Here is a 21,663-nt window from a genome sequence, read left to right on the forward strand (position 1 = left end):
GCGACTTTGGCATCAGACACCCGCTACCGCCGCCGCGGTGCAGAATGCCGCGGCGGATAGAGTTTCTGGAACTGTGCCGTCGTGATCCCCATTGTGCCCTTGTCATCGATGATCGTCATCTCGCGCCACGCGCTCGGCGCGCCTTCAAGTCCGGGGAATTCCCTCAACTGCCAGATGCGACCCGTCTGCGTGTCGAGCAAGAAGGGGCCTGCACGGACCTGGGGTTGACTCACGATCTGATAGCGGCCAGGTCCAGCCTGTTGCGGCATATCATCGGCTCGCTGGGGCGGCGGTATGGCAACCGCTTCACTGCCGGCAGCGACGGGTGTTTTACCGCTTGCCGGGGCTGGCGGCTGCTCGCGGTTGCCGCATGCCCCGACCAAAGCCATCGACAAGCACAGCGCATAAGGTGCAATGTAGTGCATGGTTGGCTCCGTGATCTCGCCCTTCACATCCATTGGAAAGCCGCCTGGCCGCCGTTCGGCGACCCCACAAGACGCCAGGACATCGCTGCGCGCGGCCGCGCGCTCGCATGGCGCGACGCCTCGCAAACCGGACGTTCGATGCCGAGCCTATGCCATCAGGAGCGCCTCGTATTCCTCCCGGAACTGATGGAGGGAACTGTCCACCACCGTCACGGCGCCGTCGATCAGGCCACAACGCCCGCTGCCGGGAAGGATGCGGCACAGGTTTTCCAACGATTCCAGGTCCGCGCGCACGCCGCGGCCCGTATCGATCCGGTTCAGCAGGCGCATCAGCTGGAAGGTCCCGCCCTTGCATGGCGGGCACTGGCCGCACGAGCCCTGGGCGAAGAAGCTGACGTACTCTGCCACCTTGCGGACGATGCTGGTCCCTTCCGACACCACGATCATCGCACCGGTTCCCAGCCGCGAACGCCGTTGCCGCACGGAGTCGAAGTCCAGCGCCACATCGAGATCGCGCTTGGTCAGCAGCGTATTGGAGGGACCGCCCGTGAAGACCGCCTTGAACTCCTTGCCCTGGAGCATCCCGCCGCCATGCCGGAACACGAGGGTTTCAAGGCTCGTGCCCATCGGCAGCTCATACAGGCCAGGCCGCAAGACATCGCCCGAGAGCGAGTACAACTTGGTTCCGGCGGCATGACCGATGCCGAGGCCGCGATACCACTGGGCACCGTTGCGCAAGATGCCCGGTACGTGGGCCAGCGTCTCGGTATTGTTGACGACGGTCGGTGCGCCATGCACGCCGTATTCGGCGGGAAAGGGCGGCTTGCGGCGCGGAAACGGGAACCCGCCCTCGACGCTCGCGATGACCGCGGTTTCCTCGCCGCCGATATACAAGCCAGAGCTGGGCAGGACGCGAAGCGACACCGGTCCGCCGACCAGCCCGGCCAGCTCGGCGAACTGCGGGTGTGCCTGCCATTGCTGCACCGCCTCGCGCGTCCGCGCCAGCGACAGCGGCTGATGGGGATTGACGTACAGCACGACATGGTTGGCGCGGGCGGCGGCCGCGGCGATCAGCGCGCCCTCGATCACCTGGTGCGGCGTGTGCTCAAGCAGAAAGCGGTCCTTGAATGTCCCCGGCTCGTCTTCGTTGCCATTGCAGATGATGTACTTGTCGCCAGCCGCCGCGGCGGCCACCGGCGCCCATTTTCGATGCGTCGCGAAACCAGCGCCGCCCATCCCGCGCAGGTCGGCCTGCTCGATCTCGGCGATGACCGCGGCCGGTTCGCGCAGGGCCCGGGTCAGCCCCTCTCCGCCGCCGCGTGCCAGCCAGGCATCCAGGTCGGCGCCAACCCGGATGTCCTCGTTGAGCAGAACCTGATTGAGCTGTTCCATCGCGCGCTCCGTGCCCCGCTTACCGGGTGCCGCCGACCGCCCGGCCCCACGCGCCGGAGTGCAACCCTGCGTCGACGCGCAGATCGAAATTCGCGTAGCCAGGGAACAGCTGCGGTGCCTTGACATGCAGGGGCAGCCCGGCCAGCGTCAGTTCCCGCTGCCAGGCGTGCACGTGGCCGATGCCGGCGCGGGCGGCCATGGCGCTGCGCCCGGCTTGCGCCGCGCTGGCACCGGCGCGCCGGCCCATGCTCAGGATATCGAGCAGCGCGTTGCCCATCAACCGGTTGCGCCCATGAATGCCGCCCGTGACCTCGCCGACGCAATAGAGCCCTGGCACGCTGGTCGCGCCCTCCATGTCGATGGCAACGCCGCCGTTCTGGTAGTGCAGGGTCGGGTAGACAAGGAACGGCTCCTGGGACGCATCCTGCCCGCACTTGTGGGCGAGATGGCGCAGCGTCACGAGCCGTTTTTCCAGGATGCCGGGGTTCTCCATTTCCAGCGTCGGCGTGTCGAGGAAGACACCAACCTGTCCGCCCCGCTCGATGCCGCGCCCCTGCGCGCATTCGCGCAGGATTGCCGAGGCCACGATGTCCCGCGGCTTGAGTTCATCGACGAAACGCTCGCCCTCGCCGTTGATCAGCTTCGCGCCGGCCGAGCGGGCGGCTTCCGAGATCAGGCCGCCCGCCAGGTGCGGCGGGTAGGCGATGCCGGTGGGATGGTATTGAAACGAATCCAGCTCGCGCAGGCGCGCCCCGATCCGATAGGCCAGCACCAGGCCGTCTGCGGTAGCCCCGTAATGGTTGGACGTCGGGAAGGCATTCAGGTGCAGGCGCCCCGCCCCGCCGGTGGCGAGAATCACGGCGCGCGCGCGCACCAGCATAAAGGTGCGCCATTCGAGGTTGTAGATCACCGCCCCGGCGCAGCGCCCCCGCTCGTCGGACAGCAGCTCGACTGCGGGGCAGCGGTTCCACACCGCGATGCCGGCCTCGAGGTCCACCGCCTCGCGCAGCACGCGCATCATTTCCAGGCCGGTATAGTCCCGGTAGGAGAGAATGCGCGCGGCCGATGCTCCCCCTGGCTTCTTGCGCAGAAGGTTGCCGCCGAGGGGCCGGTCTTCCTCCTGATCGAACATCATGCCCAGCCGGATCAGCCATCGGATCACGTCGGGTCCGTCCATCACCATCTGCGCGACCAGCTCGGGCTCGCCGCAGAAGTGCCCGGCGCGCAAGGTGTCCTCAAAATGCAATTGGGGACTGTCGTCCTCGCCGATGGCCGCCTGGATCCCGCCTTCGGCCATCACGGTGTTGCTGTCACCGAGGCGCAGCTTGGTGGCGAGAATCACCTGCGCGCCTTGCCTGGCCGCGGTCAGCGCCGCCGCGCAGCCGCCACCGCCCCCGCCGATGATCAGCACATCGGTGGACACGAGTTGCGCCCCGGCAATATCGACGTCGTCGATCAGCGCATTGGCTTGCAGATAGCGCGCGAGATCCGGCTGACAAGGCTCGCCGCGGTTGACGCCGACGGCCAGCGCGACACGCGCATTGGGCCCGTGGTCGGGGTGATAGGCCTTTAGCAGTGCTTCGACGGAGATGTCATCGCCGCGCACCGCCGGCGCCACACCTGGACGGTAGCGCTTGCGCGCCTCTTCGTAGGGGATGCCAGCTGGCATGATGGTTCGTCCCGTCAGCGCGGCGGCTGCGCGCCGGGTGCGTCAAAGTCGATCGTCATCGCGCCGTTCTCGATCTGCTGCAGGCGCAGCATGAGATTGGCCGGCCGCAGCGTCTGCGCCGCGATCATCCGCCGCACGAACAGGCCGAGATGGTTGGGCCGGATATGCTCTGGGCAGGCCAGCGTGCAGAGGTTGCACATGACGCATTCGTCGAACACCTGGCCCGAGGCGGTCAGCTTGCCCTCCACCGCGAACCTCACGCCCTCCTGAACATCGAGTCCCTTCGGACAGGCCCGGTCGCATCCGCTGCAGTGACGGCAATGCGCGGCCTCCGGGAATACTTCAGAGATTGTTTGCAAGGCGTCCCAGCTGTCGCCGATTTCCTCGATACGATAGACGTGCCGCTCCGACGCCGTGAAGTAATCCAGGAACGCGACCTGCATGCCATCTTCGACCAGCGTTTCGCAGGCGAGCGCGGTCTTGACATCCTGCTCGCCGTTGCGCCGCACCATGACGCGGCATGAGCCGCACACCCCCTGGCCCATGCAGCCGACGCCTTCGACAAGCGTTTCCCCCGCGTGCAGGAAGGCCTGCAGGATGGAGCAGTTTGCCGGTGCTTCGACCGAGCGTCCTTCGATGCTCAAGCGTACCAGTCCCATCGCGTCGCCTTTATTGCCCGGCGTCGTTAGCGCCACACTGGCATTTCCACAGAAAAGGTCATATAAACCTTAGCACAAGGGAGGTCATTGCGAAGGGGGCGCCGCATCCAGGCTTGCTGGACACCGCTCGCTTCGCTGCTTGCGGCAACCGGGATCGCGGCGTGATCTGCATCGCCGTATTCCTTATGACCGGCGTGCCGCTCTTGCTTTGAATCGGAGCCCTGAGGACCCATGCTGCACCGCACTTCCCACCGCCGCGATCAGGCCGCATGCGTGGATCCGCCTGCGTGCCCAAACGCGACCCGCAGCCCGGGGCTGACCATTTACGCCAGATGGCGCCTTACCATGCGACCAGCGTGCCGGCAAATCATGACGCTCAGGGACCGGGCCATGGCAAGACTGCCGAGATTTTCTTGCGGGCTCCTCGCCGCGCTGAGCTGCATCTGCCTGTTTGGTGCGACGCATGCCTTCGCGCGCCAGGTTTTCGACTCGCCGGATGCAGCCATGGCGGCCTTTGGCCAAGCGGTCCTCAATGACGACGAGACGGCCATGCGAGCCATGCTGGGCACCAACTTCCGCGACATCATCCCCCCGGTTGGCGCCGAAGCGCGGAACAAGTTCAACACGGCCTGGACACAAGCGCATCGCGTGCAGCAAAGGGGCAAGCACGCGTCCATCGTCGCGGGCGACGACGGATGGACCCTGCCCGTACCGCTGGTCAGGTCAGCCAAGGGCTGGCAGTTCGACACGCTGGCCGGCGCCCGGGAAATGCGCCTGCGCCGCATCGGGCGCAACGAACTCGCGGTGATCCAGACCATGCGGGCCATCTGCGATGCGCAGACCGAATACGCCCAGACGAGCCACGATGGCGGGAAACGGCTCGTCTACGCCGGCAGGCTGTCCAGTTCGCCGGGCAAGCACGACGGACTCTACTGGCCGAGCGGACCGGATGAACCACAGAGCCCGCTCGGGCCGGCTTTCCGTGACGCCGGCACGCGCAATGCAAGCAAGGAGGGCTACCACGGCTACCATTACAAGCTCCTCACCGCGCAAGGGTCGCACGGCGATGGCGGCAGCGTGAACTATGTCGTCGACGGCGAGCTGTTCGGCGGCTTCGCGGTCATGGCCTGGCCCGTGCGCTACGGCGACACCGGCGTGATGAGCTTCATCATCAGCCACAAGGGCCAGGTCTATGAGCGCGACCTCGGAACCAACAGTGCCGCCAAGGCAGCGGCAACGACATCCTTTGATCCAGCTCCCGGCTGGCGGAAGGTGTCGCCATGAACCCGCGCGCCCTGACCACCGCTTGCTGTGTCCTGCTTGCGCTCGGCGGGTGCCAAAGTGCCGCTCCGCCCGCAGCGGGTACGGCCACGCCGGCGATGTCCCGCGAGGGCACGATGCAGGCCCAGAAGGAACCCGCGCCTTACAAGGCGGAAGAAATCGAGGCGCTGGTGGCGCCGATCGCGCTCTATCCCGATCCGCTGCTGTCACAGGTGTTGATGGCCTCCACCTACCCACTGGAAGTCGCCCTCGCCGCGCGCTGGAGCAAGGCCCATCCGAACCTCAAGGGTGACGACGCAGTCAAGGCGGTGCAGAACGAGTCCTGGGACGTCAGCGTGAAATCGCTGGTGGCGTTTCCGCAGATCCTTGCGCCAATGGGCGACAAGCTGGACTGGACCCAGAAGCTGGGGGATGCATTCCTGGCCCAGCAGAAGGAGGTTTTCAATGCCGTGCAGCGCCTGCGTGTGCGCGCCCAGCAAGCCGGACACCTCAAGTCGGGGCCGCAGCAGACCGTGACCGTGGAAACCGCAACCTCCGGCGAAGCCGCGCAGCAGACCATCGTGCGCATCGAGCCGGCGGATCCCCAGGTGATCTATGTGCCGGTGTATGACCCGGCGATCGTCTACGGCGGCTGGGGCTATGCGGGCTACCCGTACTACTACTGGCCACCCTACGCGCCCTACTACCCCGGCGATGCCTTCGTCGGAGGCATCGCATGGGGCATCGGCCTGGCCGGGGCCATTGCCATATTTGGCGACTGCGACTGGAACAATGGCGGGGTACATGTGGAGCACCACAAGGCCCGGAACATCGACCGCAATTTCGACGCCAGCAAGTTCAAGGGAGGCCGCTGGCAGCACGACGCGCGGCACCGCCAGGGTGTTGCCTATCGCGATAATGCCACACGGGAGAGATACGGCCGGAGCATGGCCGATGCGGCGGGCCGCAACAACTTTCGCGGGCGCGATGCTTCGGGGGGCCGGGACAATGGCTTCCAGGGCGTGGGCAGTGGCGGCAGCGCCGTGCAGCGTGACGTCAATCGCGGAAGCGCGAGCCTGCATTCAGGCTCCGGCCGCGCCGGCGGTTTCGGCGGTGGCTTTGGCGGCGGACGAGGTGGCGGTGGACGACGTTAGGGAAGCAATGCCCGTCTCGGGCGGTGTAGGTCGCGTTCCTCTGGTCGGCGGTTGGGCTGCCCTGTCTGCATCCGGAACTCCATCAACTCTTCTGGGAAGGATCGCAAGATGCTCACCAAACTGAAAGCGGCGTTCCTCTACTTCAATAGCGTGGTCCCGTTCCGGCTGGGCCCCGCCCTGATCACGACGGTGGTGCTGATCACCTTGCTGCTGCTGCCTGTGCCAGAGGGGCTCACGCCCAAGGCTTGGGGCCTGGTTGCCATCTTCCTGACCACAATCGTTGCGATCATCCTGAAGGTCATGCCGATCGGGGTGATGGCGATGATGGCCATCGTGGTCCTCTCGTTGTCGCAGGTGACCTCGACCTCGTCCAAGGGGGCGATCGCCGATGCGCTGACCGCCTTCGACAGTCCGTTGATCTGGCTGATCGTGGTGGCCATCCTGATCTCCCGCGGCGTGAAGAAGACCGGCCTGGGCACCCGTATCGGCCTGATGTTCATCGCCCTGATGGGGAAACGAACGATAGGCATCGGCTATGGCCTAGCCACCTGCGAGTTGGTGCTGGCGCCCTTCACACCGAGCAATACCGCGCGCGGTGGCGGCATCGTGCATCCGATCATGAAGTCGATCGCCAATGCATTCGACTCGGACCCGGCCAAGGGCACGGAGGGCAAGGTCGGCACCTACCTGGCGTTGGTCAACTATCACGCCAATCCTATCTCCTCGGCGATGTTCGTGACCGCCACCGCCCCGAACCCGCTGGTGGTGGACTACATCGCCAAGGCGACCAACCAGAGTCTGCATCTGAGCTGGACGAGCTGGGCACTTTGCATGTTGGTGCCCGGCCTGCTATGCATGCTGGTGATGCCGCTGGTTATCTTTGTGTTGTCGCCGCCGCAGCTCAAGGCCACACCTAATGCGGTGGAGTATGCGCACGCCGAAATGGCGAAGATGGGTCCAGTGTCGCCGAAGGAAATGGTCATGATATTCACCTTCGCGCTGCTGCTGCTGCTATGGGCCAACGTTCCGGCGATGGTGTTCGGTCCTTCGCTCACGCTGGACCCGACGGTGGTCGCCTTGGTCGGCTTGTTCGTGCTGATCATCACTGGCACCCTCGACTGGGACGACGTGCTGTCCGAGAAGAGCGCCTGGGACACGCTGATATGGTTCGGTGCGCTGATCATGCTGGCCGAGCAACTGAACAAGCAGGGTGTGATCGGGTGGTTCTCGAAGGGCATGAGCGACGCGATTGTGGCCAGTGGCATCGGCTGGGGTGGCACGGCTGCGATCCTGGTGGCGGTCTTCGTGTTCTCGCACTACCTGTTCGCCAGCACGACCGCGCACATCAGTGCGATGATGCTCGCCTTCCTGACAGTCGGAGTCCATCTGATGCCGCCAGAGTATGTGGTGCCGTTCATGCTGCTTATGGCGGCCGGCTCGGCGATCATGATGACGCTGACCCACTATGCGACAGGCACCTCGCCGATCATCTTCGGCAGCGGTTTTGTCACGATGGGAACCTGGTGGCGCGTCGGCTTTGTGATGTGCGTGGTGGAGCTGCTGATCTTCGCCGTGGTCGGGAGCGTCTGGTGGAAGGTGCTTGGCTTCTGGTGAACACGCAGCCGGACGACGCCCGATGAACCGCTCGTGATCCCGCCAGGTCGACGCGTTCGGCCGCTTCTTCGCCTCGCTCTGAACCCGGAGACGCAAAATGCCATCCGTAACGTCCGACGGTGTTTCGATCCACTACGAGGTCAAGGGCCAGGGTTCGCCCGTGCTTCTCCTGGCGGGGCTTGCGGGAGTGGGCGCCTCCTGGGGGCCACAGATCGACCTGTTCGCCGGGCATCACCAGGTGATCGTGCCGGATCACCGCGGCACCGGTCAGTCCGAGCGCACCGCGCGCGGCATGACGATTGCGCAACACGCGCGGGACATGGCGCGGGTCATCGAGGCAGTCGGGTGTGGGCCGGTCCATGTGGTCGGGTCCTCGACCGGAGGCGCCATCGCGCAGCTGCTGGCGATCCATCACCGCGAACGATTGCGCAGCGCGACCATTGTCTCTTCGATTGCTCGCGCGGACGCCGTCTACCGTCGCCAGTTCGACATGCGGCGACGCATGCTGACCGATTCCGGCCTGCGCGCGTCCACCGAGGCGAACGCACTATTTCTGTTCGACCCGAAATTCAGCCGCGAGCACCCGGAGCAGGTGCAGGCGTGGGTGAATGCCGCATCGGCCGGCACGTTCGACCCGGAAATCGGCTTTGCCCGGATCGACATGATCGTAGGACACGACGCCTTCGATGATCTTCCATCGATCACGACACCGACGCTGGTACTGGTGGGCGAGCGCGACTTCTGCGCCCCGCCGTACTTCTCTGCGGAGCTTGCAGCGCGGATTCCGGGAGCGGAGTTTGCCACCCTGGACGGTGGCCACTTCATCTTCCTGGAGAAGCCCGTACTCCTGCACGACACTGTGGAAGCCTTCATTGCCAAGCACGAGCGATGATCGGTGCGAGGGCACGGCGCCATCATGCCATGTCATGGCTCACCGCCGCCCGCCTCTGCCTGCGCCGGGGCCGCCCCGTCCTCGCGCAGCCAGACAATGAACTCGGCGCCCTGTCCCACCGCGCTCTCCACGGTAATGCGGCCGCCGTAGCGCTCCACCAGCGCATAGCTGATCGATAGGCCGAGGCCCGTCCCCATCTGCTTTTTGGTCGTGAAGAACGGATTGAACAGGTTGGGCAGGTCTTCTTCCCGGATGCCGTGGCCGGTGTCGCGCACGTGCAGCGTCACGCCCTGCCCTTCCCAGTCGCGCGTGCCCAGAGTGAGCGTGCCGCCCTCGGGCATGGCGTGGATGGCATTGGTCAGTAGGTTGACCACGACCTGCTGCAACTCGCTGCGGCTGATGCGCACCTGCCGTGTGGCCAGGCAGTCCAGCTCGACCCGGATCGACGCGCCCTTCAGCATGTGCCGGACCAGGTCGACGCAGCCGGCCGCCACTTCACCCACGTCCAGGCGCTCCATATTGCCGGCGTAGGCCTCTGGCCGGACAAACTGCAGCAGCCGGTTGGTCAGCTGCTGGATGCGTCGGACCTGCTCGTCGATCAGCCGCAGCTCATGGCGGACCGGCTCCGCGGCCGGGCCCAGGATCTCGCGCGCCACGTCCAGGTTGCCCTGGATCACGGCAATCGGGTTGTTGACCTCATGGGCCACGCCAGCGGTGAGCTGTCCCGCCACGGCGAGCTTTTCCGACGTGATCAGCTGCTGCCGGGCCGCCCGCAGGACGGCGTTGGATTCTTCCAGCTCGCGGGTGCGTTCGGCCACCTTGCGATCGAGCGAGTCCGCCCAGTCCTTGAGCTGGGCGTTGCGCTGCTGCAGGTCAGACAGCAACTGGTCGAACTGGCCGGCAAGCTGGCCCAGCTCGTCTTCGCTGCCCACCGGGCCGACGCGTGCCCCGGTGTTGCCGGCCTTGAGCGCGCGCATGGTGCCGACCATCCGCGCCATCGGCGCAAACACGCGCCTAGCCCACAGCAGCGAAAAGAGCGCGCCGGCCACGCCCAGCAGCAGGAACAGGCCCACCAGCACGCCCAGCGCCAGGTCCTTGGCCTGGCTGATCGGCTTGGCCAGGTAACCCACGTACAGCATGCCGATGCGCTGGCCGCGGCTGTCCGCGATCGGCTCATAGGCGCTCATGTACCAGTCGTTGACCACGAAGGCCAGGTCCAGCCATTTCTCGCCGCGCAGCAGCACCTTGTCGCGTACCTGGCGCGAGACCCGCGTGCCCAGCGCGCGCTCGCCATGGAACAGCCGCACGTTGGTGGCGATGCGCGTGTCGTCCAGGAACAGGGTCGCCGTGCCCTGGCTGCCGCGGGGCAATGACTCGGGCTGGTAGACCAGCGCGTTGATGGTGTCGATAAAGCCGAGGTTGTTGTTCAGCAGGGTGCCGCCGTGCAGGATCGCCACCAGTGTGCCGGCTTCATCGAACACCGGCGCCGCCGCGTGCACCACCATGCCGCGGGTTTCCAGGGTCTTGTCGGTGGGCACCGCATTGGCGGTGGGCCGCAGCGCCACCTGCGCGCGCCGGGCAAGCTCGGCGGACACGGATGCCAGCTGGGCCTCGGACCAGGCGTCGGTGGCGGCCGCCGCGCGGCCGGCCGCGGCGCTGCTCACGATGCGCCAGGCGGCAGGGTCAGCCCCTGTGCCAGCCGGCGCAGCGGCAAGCAGCCGCCCTTGCGGATCCAGCAGTTGCAGGAAGTCCAGCCCGTGCGTGCGCCGCGCGTCGGCCAGGATGGCGGGCATGGCGTTGCCGCGGCCAAGCCCGGCCACCAGCGCATGTGAGCGCGCCTCCTGCAGGACCCGGTCTTCCACGCCGCCCACCATATGCTCGAAGTACTCGTGGGCGACCAGCAGGTCGCTGTTGACCTTGTAGGCCAGCAAGGCCTGGAACGCGCGATTACCCCACAACCCCATGATCAGCAGCAGCACCAGCAGCGCCACCAGCAGCGGCGCGACCACGATGGACACAAGCTTGGCCCGCAGCGAGGCGCGATAGCGGCGCAGCAGCGCGGCCGGGCTCAAGGACGCAGGCCCCACTGCAGGCATTTGCGGTCCAGCGTGCGGCGCGAGATGCCAAGCCGGCGCGCCGCTTCCACCCGGTTGCCGCCCTCGGCCGCCAGTACCTGCAGGATGTGCCTCCGCTCCACCGACTCCAGCAGCGTGCCGTCGTCGGCCGGCATGGCTGCGTCCTCGTGCTCCGCTTCCGGCAGGTTCGCTTGAGGCGAATCGGCCTGGTGCGCGAGCAGCTCGACCGGGTATTCGCCAAGGATCAGCGCCCGCTCCACGAGGTTGCGCAGCTCGCGCGCATTGCCTGGCCAGTCGTAGCCCTTGAGCACCCGGATCAATGAGGGCGAGAGCGGCACCGCGGGCAGTCCGAGCTGGGCCGACAGCTGCTCCGAGAAATGCTCGGCCAGCGGCACGATGTCTTCCGGCCGCGTGCGCAACGGCGGGATGGCGATGGACACAACGTCGAGCCGGTAGTACAGGTCCTGGCGGAAGCGCCCGGCGGCGACCTCGTTGGCCAGGTTGCGGTTGCAGGCCGCGACGATGCGCACGTCCACGGCAATTTCGCGCTCGGTGCCGAGCGGCCGGATGCGCCGGTCCTCGATCACTCGCAACAGCTTGGCCTGCATCCCCAGCGGCAGCTCCGAGATCTCGTCCAGGAACAGCGTGCCGCCGTCGGCATAGAGAAACAGGCCATGGCGCCCGCCGGCCGCGCCGGTGAAGGCACCCTTGGCGTGGCCGAACAATTCGCTTTCGATGATCTCGGGCGCCATCGCGCCGCAGTTCAGCGGCACGAACTGGCCCTGCCGTCCGCTCAGGTGATGCAGTTCGCGCGCCACCACTTCCTTGCCGGTGCCGGACTCGCCCGTCACCAGTACCGTCGATGGCATCGGTGCCACCCGTGCCACCAGCGCCATGACCTTCTTCATGGCCTCGGACTCGCCGATGAAGTGCTTGTGGATGGTGTACTTGTCCAGCTCGCGGCGCAGCAGGTAGTTCTCCCGCGCGAGCCGGGTCCGGTCAAAGCAGCGCCGGATCGCATTGAGCATCTGGTCGACACGGAACGGCTTGACGATGAAGTCCGCCGCGCCCGAGCGCAGCGCGGCAATCGCCGTGTCCATGTCGGCGAAGGCGGTCATCAGGATCACATCGGCGGGGTTGCCGGCCGCGCGCAGTGCCTTGAGCCACTCCACCCCGCTGATACCGGGCAGCGCCACGTCTAGCAGGATCAGGTCGAAATGCCGTTGCTCCAGCAGCGCGGCACCCGCTTCGGCGCTGTCGGCCGTCACCACGCTGCCCACCTTGCCTTCGAGCGCGCGCGACAGGAACGAACGCATGCCGGCCTCGTCGTCCACCACCAGGATCGTGCGGCGCTGCCAGTTGTCGGCATCGGCTGCGTTGCTTTGTCTTTCGTTCATCACTTTAGTAGTTGCGGGGGCAAGGGAAGAGTCTAGCGACAGTGCGCTATCCGCCTGTATTGGGGGTAAACCGAGCCAGCCCCGCAAACCGCGGCCACGGATGGACAGTTTGGCCCGCGCGCGGGGCCGCCGCCAGGACATTTTGTCCACGGCTGCGCCTGACGGCCCGGTCCGCGCGGGGCAAGCCATTGACGGCAAACGAAATCCGCCATGGGCATGGCTTTTGCTGAACCACGCACTCCAGCCCATCGCATCACGCGCAAGAAGAGGCTGCCACTTCCAGGTAGGAGACAACTTCATGTCATACCCCGCGCAAGCGCAAACGCCCTCGCAGAAGTCCCAACACGCGTCGCCGTCCCGGCCAACGTCACGCCCGTCGGCCTTCTCCAAGGAGGCCATCATCGCCCGCCCCGGCTTCAACCGCTGGATGGTTCCGCCCGCCGCGCTGGCGGTGCATCTGTGCATCGGCCAGGCCTATGCCTTCTCGGTCTTCAACGAACCGCTGACCCGGATCCTCGGCGTCACGCAGTCGGCGCCGGGCGACTGGCAACTGACCACGCTGGGCTGGGTGTTCTCGCTGGCGATCTTCTTCCTCGGCATCTCTGCCGCATTTGCCGGCAAGTGGCTGGAGAAGGTCGGGCCGCGGCGCACCATGTTCACGGCGGCGTGCTGCTTCGGCGGCGGCTTCCTGGTGTCGGCGCTCGGCATCTGGCTGCACCAGATCTGGCTGCTGTACCTGGGCTACGGCGTGCTGGGCGGGATCGGGCTGGGGCTGGGCTACGTGTCGCCGGTGTCCACGCTGATCCGCTGGTTCCCCGACCGCCGCGGCATGGCCACCGGCATGGCGATCATGGGCTTCGGCGGCGGCGCGATGATTGGCGCGCCGCTCTCGGTCGCGCTGATGAACACCTTCAAGAGCGCGACCAGCGCGGGCGTGGCACAGACCTTCCTGGTGATGGGCGTGGTCTACTTCATCTCGATGTCGATCGGCGCGCTGGCCATCCGCATCCCGCTCCCGGGCTGGGCGCCCCCGGGCTACGTTCCCACCACCAAGGCCCGCAAGATGGTCACGCACGCCCACGTGCACATCGACCAGGCGCTGAAGACGCCGCAATTCTACCTGCTGTGGGTGATCCTGTTCCTGAACATCACCGCCGGCATCGGCGTGCTGGGCCAGGCTGCGGTGATGATCCAGGAAACCTTCAAGGGCAGCATCACTGCGGCAGCCGCCGCCGGCTTCGTCGGCCTGCTCAGCATCGGCAACATGACGGGGCGCTTCCTGTGGAGCTCCGCCAGCGACTACTTCGGCCGCAAGATCACCTATGCCATCTTCTTCGCCTTTGGCGCCGCGCTGTACATGGCGGTGCCGGCCGTCGGCGCGTCCGGCAACGTGGCCCTGTTCGTGGCCTGCTACTTCTTGATCCTGACCATGTATGGCGGCGGCTTCAGCACCATTCCCGCCTACCTGGCCGACATGTTCGGCACCGCCTACGTCGGCGGCATCCACGGCCGCCTGCTGACCGCCTGGGCCGCCGCCGGCATTGCCGGCCCGGCGCTGGTCAACTACATCCGCGAGCACAAGCTGGCCATGGGCGTTCCCAGGTCAGAGGTCTATGTCGACACCCTGCACATCATGGCCGGCCTGCTGGTGGCGGGGTTCGTCTGCAACCTGCTGATCCGGCCGGTGCATGAGCGCCACCACCTGCGCGAAGCCACCAGCGCAGCCTGAGCGCCACCCCGGATTCCGATACCAATACACAGGAGACACCACCGTGCAAGACGACCGAACTTTCGGCAAGACGCTGCTGCTGCTCGCGTTCTGGGCCTATGTGCTGATCCCGCTGGGCGCGGGCATCTGGTCGACCCTCGGGAAGGCCATGAAGCTGTTCAGCTAAGCGCTCGCCCTGGCCGTCCGCTGCATCACGATCCGTCGATGCAGCGGGGTCCATCCATGACTGTGATCCCGCGCAATGGCGCTATCTGTATTTGCTTTGCGGCGCCTGGCGAGCGCTTCTTCCGGCTCTGCAAACTGAGCTTTAGCGGTTCTGCAAGAACTGTATCCTTCGCGGGCAGGCTGTACTCCTTACGCTTGTCCGTAGTGTCGCGCGACACGCCGTCGTGCCGGCGGCAACCCCACGGAGAGCACATCGATGCACGGACTCACAGCCCTGGAGCTCGCTCGAATCCAGTTCGGATTCACGGTTTCCTTTCATATCTTATTTCCCGCCATCACGATCGGGCTGGCATGTTTCCTGGCGTTCCTGGAAGCACGCTGGCTCTACACCAAGGACACGGTGTACAGGACCCTGTACCAGTTCTGGATCAAGATCTTCGCGTTGAACTTCGGCATGGGGGTGGTTTCCGGCCTGGTCATGGCCTATGAGTTCGGCACCAACTGGTCTGGCTTCTCGCAGTTTGCGGGGAGCGTCACCGGACCGCTGCTGACCTACGAGGTGCTGACCGCCTTCTTCCTGGAAGCGGGCTTCCTGGGCGTGATGCTGTTCGGCTGGAACCGCGTCGGGCCGGGGCTGCATTTCTTCTCGACGGTGATGGTGGCTCTCGGCACCATGATTTCCTCCACCTGGATCCTGGCGTCGAACAGCTGGATGCATACGCCGGCCGGCTACGTCGTCGTTGCCGGCAAGGTGGTGCCCACCGACTGGCTCGAGGTGATCTTCAACCCGTCGTTCCCCTACCGCCTCACGCACATGGTGATCGCCGCGCTGCTGTCCACGGCACTGTTCGTGGCGGCATCCTCGGCCTGGCAGCTGCTGCATGACCGCGCCGTGCCCGCCGCCCGCAAGATGCTGTCGATGGCCCTGTGGATGGTACTGATCGCGGCGCCGATCCAGGCGGTGGTGGGCGACGCCCACGGCCTGAACACGCTGGAGCACCAGCCCGCCAAGATCGCGGCGATGGAGGGGCACTGGAACACCGCCGCCAGGGATGACAAGGGCGGCTTCCCGCTGATCGTCTTCGGCATCCCCGACATGGAACGCGAGGAAACCCGCTACGCCATCGAGATTCCGCGCCTGGGCAGCCTGATCCTCACGCACAGCCTTGACGGCCAGATCCGCGGCCTGAAGGACTTCCCCAGAGAAGACCGCCCCAATGCCACGGTGCTGTTCTTCACCTTCCGCGTCATGGTTGGGCTGGGCGTGGCGATGATCCTGTTCGGCCTGCTGGGTTGGGTGCTGCGCCGCAATGGCGCCCTGTACCGGTCCAAGGCCTTCCTGCGCCTCGCGGTGGTGATGGGCCCCGCCGGCCTGGTCGCGCTGCTGGCCGGCTGGATGACCACCGAGATCGGCCGCCAGCCGTGGGTGGTCTATGGACTGCTGCGTACCCATGATGCCGTTTCCGCGCATGCGGCTGGCCCGGTGGCGCTGTCGCTGGCGCTGTTCGTGGTGATCTACTTCGTCTGCTTCGGCGTGGGCATCCGCTACATGCTCAAGCTGGCCAGCGCTGGCCCCGCCCCCGACGCGCACCCGCACGATGAGCCGTCCTACGGCCCCGGCAGCGTCGTTCCCGCCGCCATCGCCGCGGCTTCCACACCCAACCCGATGGCCCCGCACGGCCAGCGCGAATCCTGAACAGGTGATCAACATGGGTATCAACCTTCCCGTTATCTGGGCCGCCCTGATCTTCTTCGGCGTGATGATGTACGTCATCATGGACGGATTCGATCTTGGCATCGGCATTCTCTTCCCCTTCGTCGGCGACCGTCATGACCGCGACGTCATGATGAACACGGTGGCGCCGGTCTGGGACGGCAACGAAACCTGGCTGGTGCTGGGCGGCGCGGCGCTGCTGGGCGCCTTCCCGCTGGCCTACTCGGTGCTGCTCAGCGCCTTCTACCTGCCGTTGATGTTCATGCTGATGGGGCTGATCTTCCGCGGCGTGGCCTTTGAATTCCGCTTCAAGGCCAGCGACCGCAGCCGCCCCTACTGGGATGCCGCGTTCACGTGGGGATCGGTGGTCGCCGCCTTCTTCCAGGGTGTGACGCTGGGCGCCTATATCGACGGCATCACCATGGAAGGCACCACGTTCACCGGCGGCGCGCTCGACTGGCTGGCGCCGTTCCCGGTCTTCTGCGGCGTGGGCGTAGTGATTACCTATGCCTTCCTCGGGGTCACCTGGCTCATCATGAAGACCGAGGGCCGCCTGCAATGGACCATGCTGCGCGTGACCAACGTGCTGACCGGCGTGATGCTGGCAATGGTCGCCGCGGTGAGCGTGTGGACGCCGCTGAGCCATCCGGAGATCGCGCAACGCTGGTTCGCGCTGCCCAACCTGTTCTTCTTCCTGCCGGTGCCGCTGCTGGTGCTGGTCTCGGCCTTCGGCATCTACCGGTCCCTGCGCAACCACCCGAACGTGTCGCCGTTCCTGTACGCGCTGCTGATGATCTTCATGGGTTATACGGGGCTTGCCATCAGCATCTGGCCCAATATCATCCCGCCATCGATCTCGATCTTCGATGCGTCGTCGCCCCCGCAAAGCCAGGGCTTCGCGCTGGTCGGCACCCTGTTCATCGTGCCGATCATCCTGGCCTACACCTCCTGGTCCTATTACGTGTTCCGCGGCAAGGTCAAGCGCGGGGAGGGGTACCACTAATGACCAGGATCCTGCATTCGCGGCTGGCGGCCCGCCTGGGCTGGCTGCTGGCCCTGTGGCTGGCGGGGGTCGGCACGGTCTTCGTCTGCGCCAGCCTGATGAAGCTGCTGATGCGCGCAGCCGGGCTTGCCAACTGAAGCCATGCCGTCTTCAAGCCCGCTCTCCCGCCCCGCGCTGCCCGCGCGCACCACCGGCGTGCTCGACACGCTCGCGGCAGCCTGGGCGCGACGCGCCGACCTTGCACCCTGGCTGCATTCCCTGAAGGTGTTCGGCGCGGCAATGCTGGCGCTCTACGTGGCGCTGGCGCTCGGGCTGCCGCGGCCCTACTGGGCCATGGCCACCGTCTACCTGGTGTCCAGCCCGCTGGCCGGCGCCACCTATGCCAAGGGCACCTACCGCGTCTTCGGCACGCTGCTGGGCGCCGTGTGCGCGGTGGCGCTGGTGCCCTGGCTGGTCGACGAGCCCATGCTGCTGATGGCCGCGATCGCGTGCTGGACCGGCACCATGCTCTACCTGTCCTTGCTGGAACCGGCGCCGCGCAACTACATCTGCCTGCTGGCCGCCTATACACTGCCGATCGTGGCGCTGCCGACGGTCACCAACCCGGCCACCGTCTTTGACGTGGCCCTCACCCGCATCGAGGAAATCATCATCGGCATCGTCTGCGCCAGCGTGGTCAGCGCTGTGGTCTTTCCCTCGCGCACCACGCCGGCGCTGGCCGCACGCGCGTCGGCGTGGCTGGACCATGCCTCGCGCTGGATCACCGACGTGCTGGCCGCCGGTGCCAGCGCAGGCCAGCGCCATGACAGCTTCAGCCTGCTGGCCGCCGATATCCTCGCAATGGAAACCCAGCTGGCCCAGCTGACCTATGAAGCCGACGGCGCCCTGACCCTGCGGCGCGCACGTGCCCTGCACCAGCGCATGACGGCCCTGCTGCCGCTGGTGCTCGCGCTGGCCGATGCCGCCAGCGCCTTGCGCCGGCATCCGGCGGGCATGCCTGACGCCGTCGCGCAGCGCATGCGCGCCACGCTGGCCTGGATCGCCGGCGACGCCGGTGCGTCCCGGCCCCCGCCTTCCTGGTACCCGGCAGGCAGCACGCCGGCCGCACCCGCGGACTGGCATGCACGGCTGGTCGCGGCGACCTGCACTTACCTGGATGAACTGGGCGATCTCTGGCAGGACTGCCGCCTGCTGCAGGCCAGCCTGCGCCAGGGCGGGAGCGAGCCCACCGCGCTGCGCTACCGCGTGGAACCCGCCGGGCAGGCCCGGCACCATGATCACGCGCAGCTGTTGTTCCGCGGCGCTACCGCCGGCTCGGCCACCTTCGTCGCGGGCCTGCTGTGGATGGTGTCGGGGTGGGTCGATGGTGCCGGTCCGGTCGGCCTGGCCGCGCTCGCCAGCTGCTTTATCGCCACCACCGCGGAGCCGCGGCTGATGGCCGGCCGGGTGATCGCGTGGAGCATCGGCTGTGCCTTGCTGTCCTGGTACTACCAGTTCGTGGTGCTGCAACTGGCCCATGACTTTGGCTCGCTTGCCGCCCTGCTGTGCGGCCCCTACCTGGTCATCGGCGCCATGACCACGCAGCCGCGCAACGCGTTGTTCGGCGTGTTGCTGGCGGTCACGGCGGCGTCGTTCCCGGGCCCGCAGCACCTGACCGCCGCCAGTTTCGCCGGCATCTTCAACAGCAGCCTGGCGAGCCTGGCGGCGCTGGTGTTCGCGGCCTTGTGGGCAGTCCTGATGCAGCCCTTCGGCCAGCAGCTGGTGGCCTACCGGCTGGCCAGGGCCAACTGGAACGAGATCGCGCTGGCGGCGCACCCGCGCGCGCCGGTCAACAGCGCGCGGCTGCGCGGCCGCATGCTGGACCGGCTGCTGCGCCAGTGGCCGCCATTGACCCGCCGCAACAATGCCAGCGGCAGGCAGGCCGGCAGCGCCGTTGCCGACTTCCTGGTCGAATCAGCCGCGCTCGCGCTGCGGCGCGTCCCGGCTGGCGTGCCCGCGCCGCGCCGCCGGGCCGTGGAGCGCGTGCTGACAGGGGTCGCACGCCACTACCGCCAATGCGCGCGCACCGGCCATGCTAGCCCGCCCGCGCCGGCGCTGGCCGCGCACATCGACGCGGCCTTCGCGGCGCTGGCCACGACGGCCCATGGCAGCCCGCGCACCGCGCTGGCGGCACTGGCCACCCTGCGGCTTGCCCTGCATCCGCATGAAGGAGATCACCATGCACGCCACTGAGTTCGACCTGTACGGCGTGTTCGTGCCAGCCACCGTGGTGTGGATGCTGGCCGCCTTCGCCGTGACCGCCGGCGTGCGCGTCGTGCTCGCCCGGATCGGCTTCTACCGCATCATCTGGCACCGGTCCTTGTTCAATTTCTCGCTCTATATCCTCGTACTGGGCGCGATCGTCGCGCTCGTCTGGCAGGCCCCATCATGATTCGCAAACTTTCGCTGCTCGGCCCCGTTGCGGTGACCTTGGCGGCCGTGGTCGCCGCGGCGCTGACCGCCTGGCATTTGTGGCAGTACTACACCGAGGCGCCCTGGACCCGCGACGGCCATGTGCGCGCAGAAGTGATCCAGGTCGCGCCGGATGTCTCCGGCCTGGTCACGGCCGTGCTCGTCGGCGACAACGCCCGGGTGCAACGCGGCCAGGTCCTGTTCGTGGTGGACCAGGACCGCTTCAGCCTGGCCCTGAAACAGGCGCAGGCCGAGGCCGCTTCGGCGCGCGCCGCGCTGGCACTGGGCCGGCGCCAGGCGTCGAACGCGGCCGGCGTTGCCGCCCTGGCCGCCGCGCAGGCGCGCATCGACGAAGCCGATGCCGCGGTGGACGTGGCCAGGCTGAACCTGGCCCGCTGCCGCGTGACCAGCCCGGTCGACGGCTATGTCAGCGACCGCCTGCCGCGCGCCGGCGACTTTGCCACCCGCGGCAAGCCAGCCCTGTCGGTGGTGGCCAGCGGCTCGCAGTACGTGGAGGGCTATTTCGAGGAAACCAAGCTGCCCGCGATCCGCGTCGGCAGCGCCGCCGAAGTGCACATCATGGGCCAGCGCACCCCCTTGCGCGGACATGTGCAGAGCATTGCGCCCGGCATCGAGGACCAGGACCGCGCCATCGGGCCGAACATGCTCCCCAGCGTCAACCCGACCTTCAACTGGGTGCGCCTGGCGCAGCGCATACCGGTGCGCATCGCGCTGGACCAGGTGCCGGCCGGGGCCCACCTGATCGCCGGCCAGACCGCGACGGTGCGCATCCGGGCGCCGCGCGAATGAGGCGCCCAATTCAGCCGCACCGGTCCCGCCGGAACTGTTCTGCTTCCGCTCCTTCCGATTTGTGCGCCTGCCGGGCGGCCATCGGTTCGTACCATGGATGGCATGGCATGCGCCATGCCCTACCCCATTGCCCCCGGGAGATTCGCCATGCAAGCAGCGCTTGTGCAAAAAATGCCCGCCGCCCGCAGTTTTGAGGCGCCCGAGCCGGACCACGCATCACCCGCCTGCCGGGACCAGCTGGGCCGTCCGCTGCGCGACCTGCGCCTCTCGGTGATCGACCAGTGCAACTTCCGCTGCACCTACTGCATGCCCAAGGAGCGCTTCGGGCGCGACTATCCGTTCCTGTCGCCTGAGCAGCGCCTGTCCGATGCCGAATTGCTGCGCATCGTGCGCGCCTTTGTCAGCCTGGGCGTTGAGAAGGTGCGCCTGACCGGCGGCGAGCCGCTGCTGCGCAAAGGCATCGAGTCTCTGGTCGAACGCATTGCGGCCATGCGTACCCTGGAGGGCCGGCAGGTGGAAGTGGCCATGACCACCAACGGCAGCCTGCTGGCCCGCAAGGCGCGTTCGCTGCGCGACGCGGGCCTGGGCCGGGTCACGGTCAGCCTGGACAGCCTCGACGACCAGATCTTCCGCGCCATAAACGATGTGGATTTCCCGGTCGGCCGCGTGCTGGAGGGCATCGACGCGGCCATCGCGGCGGGCTTGGCGCCAGTCAAGGTCAACTGCGTGGTCGAGCGCGGCACCAACGACGCGCAGGTGCTGCCGCTGGTCGAACACTTCCGCGGCAGCGACGTCACGCTGCGCTTTATCGAATATATGGATGTGGAAGGCCCGAGCGGCTGGTCACAGTCGCGCGTCGTCCCGTCCGACGAGATCCGCGGCATGGTCGAACGCGCGCATGCGCTGGTGCCGGTCACTCGGCGCGACGGCGAAACCGCCAGCAACTACCTGCTGGCCGACGGCAGCCTGAAGGTGGGCTTTATCTCCAGCGTTTCGCACCCATTCTGCGGCGATTGCACCCGCGCACGCGTTTCGGTCGACGGCCGGCTGCACCTGTGCCTATTCGCCACCAGTTCCGTCGACCTGCGCCAGCACCTGGGCACCGCCCACCCGGATGAAGCCGTGGCGGACGCGGTCCGGCAAGCGTGGCAGGCCCGCGGCGACCGCTACTCTGAGCTGCGCGCTGACCGGCTGGCCAGCGGCAAGCGCCAGTACCCGACGGTGCGCATGTCGCTGGTCGGGGGCTGAGCCGCG

Annotated in this window: 19 protein-coding genes; 13 read left to right on the top strand and 6 right to left on the bottom strand. The window is 67.1% G+C overall.

Annotated elements, in window-relative coordinates; translation table 11 throughout:
• Positions 1-23: 23 nt before the first annotated feature.
• From KB879_RS12350 to KB879_RS12365, 4 genes are all read right to left on the bottom strand, one after another.
• Complete coding sequence (locus KB879_RS12350; RefSeq protein ID WP_211981540.1) at positions 24-425, bottom strand: hypothetical protein; 402 nt, start codon at positions 423-425, stop codon at positions 24-26.
• A gap of 147 nt (positions 426-572) precedes the next feature.
• Positions 573-1,817, bottom strand: a complete 1,245-nt coding sequence (locus KB879_RS12355; protein ID WP_211981541.1) for an NADH-quinone oxidoreductase subunit F — start codon at positions 1,815-1,817, stop codon at positions 573-575.
• A 19-nt stretch (positions 1,818-1,836) separates the two neighbouring features.
• The gene (locus KB879_RS12360) at positions 1,837-3,486 is read right to left on the bottom strand and encodes an FAD-binding protein (RefSeq protein WP_211981542.1); all 1,650 of its coding nucleotides are present in this window, start codon (positions 3,484-3,486) and stop codon (positions 1,837-1,839) included.
• 14 nt (positions 3,487-3,500) lie between these two features.
• Complete coding sequence (locus tag KB879_RS12365) at positions 3,501-4,139, bottom strand: 2Fe-2S iron-sulfur cluster-binding protein (RefSeq protein ID WP_211982190.1); 639 nt, start codon at positions 4,137-4,139, stop codon at positions 3,501-3,503.
• Positions 4,140-4,535: 396 nt separating this feature from the next.
• On the opposite strand from KB879_RS12365, the gene KB879_RS12370 reads away from it, so the two are divergent.
• From KB879_RS12370 to KB879_RS12385, 4 genes are all read left to right on the top strand, one after another.
• Positions 4,536-5,429, top strand: coding sequence for a DUF2950 domain-containing protein (locus KB879_RS12370; protein ID WP_211981543.1), 894 nt, complete (start codon positions 4,536-4,538; stop codon positions 5,427-5,429).
• The gene (locus KB879_RS12375) at positions 5,426-6,559 is read left to right on the top strand and encodes a DUF3300 domain-containing protein (RefSeq protein ID WP_211981544.1); all 1,134 of its coding nucleotides are present in this window, start codon (positions 5,426-5,428) and stop codon (positions 6,557-6,559) included. The genes KB879_RS12370 and KB879_RS12375 overlap by 4 nt, the downstream gene beginning before the upstream one ends.
• A 108-nt stretch (positions 6,560-6,667) precedes the next feature.
• Complete coding sequence (locus tag KB879_RS12380; RefSeq protein ID WP_013953103.1) at positions 6,668-8,173, top strand: DASS family sodium-coupled anion symporter; 1,506 nt, start codon at positions 6,668-6,670, stop codon at positions 8,171-8,173.
• A 97-nt stretch (positions 8,174-8,270) separates the two neighbouring features.
• The gene (locus tag KB879_RS12385; protein WP_211981546.1) at positions 8,271-9,065 is read left to right on the top strand and encodes an alpha/beta fold hydrolase; all 795 of its coding nucleotides are present in this window, start codon (positions 8,271-8,273) and stop codon (positions 9,063-9,065) included.
• Positions 9,066-9,097: 32 nt separating this feature from the next.
• Here the strand turns inward: KB879_RS12385 and KB879_RS12390 are convergent, their stop codons facing one another.
• Positions 9,098-11,161, bottom strand: a complete 2,064-nt coding sequence (locus tag KB879_RS12390) for a cache domain-containing protein (RefSeq protein ID WP_211981548.1) — start codon at positions 11,159-11,161, stop codon at positions 9,098-9,100.
• A complete protein-coding gene (locus tag KB879_RS12395; protein WP_049800646.1) occupies positions 11,134-12,537 on the bottom strand; it encodes a sigma-54 dependent transcriptional regulator in 1,404 nt (467 codons plus the stop codon). The genes KB879_RS12390 and KB879_RS12395 overlap by 28 nt, the downstream gene beginning before the upstream one ends.
• 298 nt (positions 12,538-12,835) lie before the next feature.
• Between KB879_RS12395 and KB879_RS12400 the strand changes: the two genes are divergently transcribed.
• From KB879_RS12400 to moaA, 9 genes are all read left to right on the top strand, one after another.
• On the top strand, positions 12,836-14,266 hold the full coding sequence (locus KB879_RS12400) for an OFA family MFS transporter (protein WP_013953106.1): 1,431 nt from the start codon (positions 12,836-12,838) through the stop codon (positions 14,264-14,266).
• A gap of 43 nt (positions 14,267-14,309) precedes the next feature.
• Complete coding sequence (locus KB879_RS40190; protein WP_010809255.1) at positions 14,310-14,432, top strand: hypothetical protein; 123 nt, start codon at positions 14,310-14,312, stop codon at positions 14,430-14,432.
• A gap of 255 nt (positions 14,433-14,687) precedes the next feature.
• The gene (locus tag KB879_RS12405; RefSeq protein WP_211981550.1) at positions 14,688-16,127 is read left to right on the top strand and encodes a cytochrome ubiquinol oxidase subunit I; all 1,440 of its coding nucleotides are present in this window, start codon (positions 14,688-14,690) and stop codon (positions 16,125-16,127) included.
• Between the two features lie 13 nt (positions 16,128-16,140).
• Positions 16,141-17,148 carry a cytochrome d ubiquinol oxidase subunit II gene (gene cydB / locus KB879_RS12410; protein WP_211981552.1) on the top strand — a complete coding sequence of 336 codons (1,008 nt, stop codon included), beginning with the start codon at positions 16,141-16,143 and terminating at the stop codon, positions 17,146-17,148.
• Positions 17,148-17,285 (top strand): DUF2474 family protein, encoded by a 138-nt coding sequence (locus tag KB879_RS12415; protein WP_013953110.1) that lies wholly within the window; start codon positions 17,148-17,150, stop codon positions 17,283-17,285. The genes cydB and KB879_RS12415 overlap by 1 nt, the downstream gene beginning before the upstream one ends.
• Entirely contained in the window at positions 17,275-19,380 is a 2,106-nt protein-coding gene (locus tag KB879_RS12420; protein WP_249221291.1) for an FUSC family protein, read from the top strand. Before KB879_RS12415 ends, KB879_RS12420 begins: the two co-directional genes overlap by 11 nt.
• The gene (locus tag KB879_RS12425) at positions 19,367-19,579 is read left to right on the top strand and encodes a DUF1656 domain-containing protein (protein WP_013953112.1); all 213 of its coding nucleotides are present in this window, start codon (positions 19,367-19,369) and stop codon (positions 19,577-19,579) included. Before KB879_RS12420 ends, KB879_RS12425 begins: the two co-directional genes overlap by 14 nt.
• Positions 19,576-20,409 (top strand): HlyD family secretion protein, encoded by an 834-nt coding sequence (locus KB879_RS12430; RefSeq protein ID WP_153953536.1) that lies wholly within the window; start codon positions 19,576-19,578, stop codon positions 20,407-20,409. Before KB879_RS12425 ends, KB879_RS12430 begins: the two co-directional genes overlap by 4 nt.
• A 147-nt stretch (positions 20,410-20,556) precedes the next feature.
• Positions 20,557-21,657, top strand: coding sequence for a GTP 3',8-cyclase MoaA (moaA, locus tag KB879_RS12435; protein WP_211981554.1), 1,101 nt, complete (start codon positions 20,557-20,559; stop codon positions 21,655-21,657).
• Positions 21,658-21,663: the final 6 nt, after the last annotated feature.

It is taken from the genome of Cupriavidus sp. KK10, assembly GCF_018223725.1.
Lineage (GTDB): Bacteria > Pseudomonadota > Gammaproteobacteria > Burkholderiales > Burkholderiaceae > Cupriavidus > Cupriavidus necator.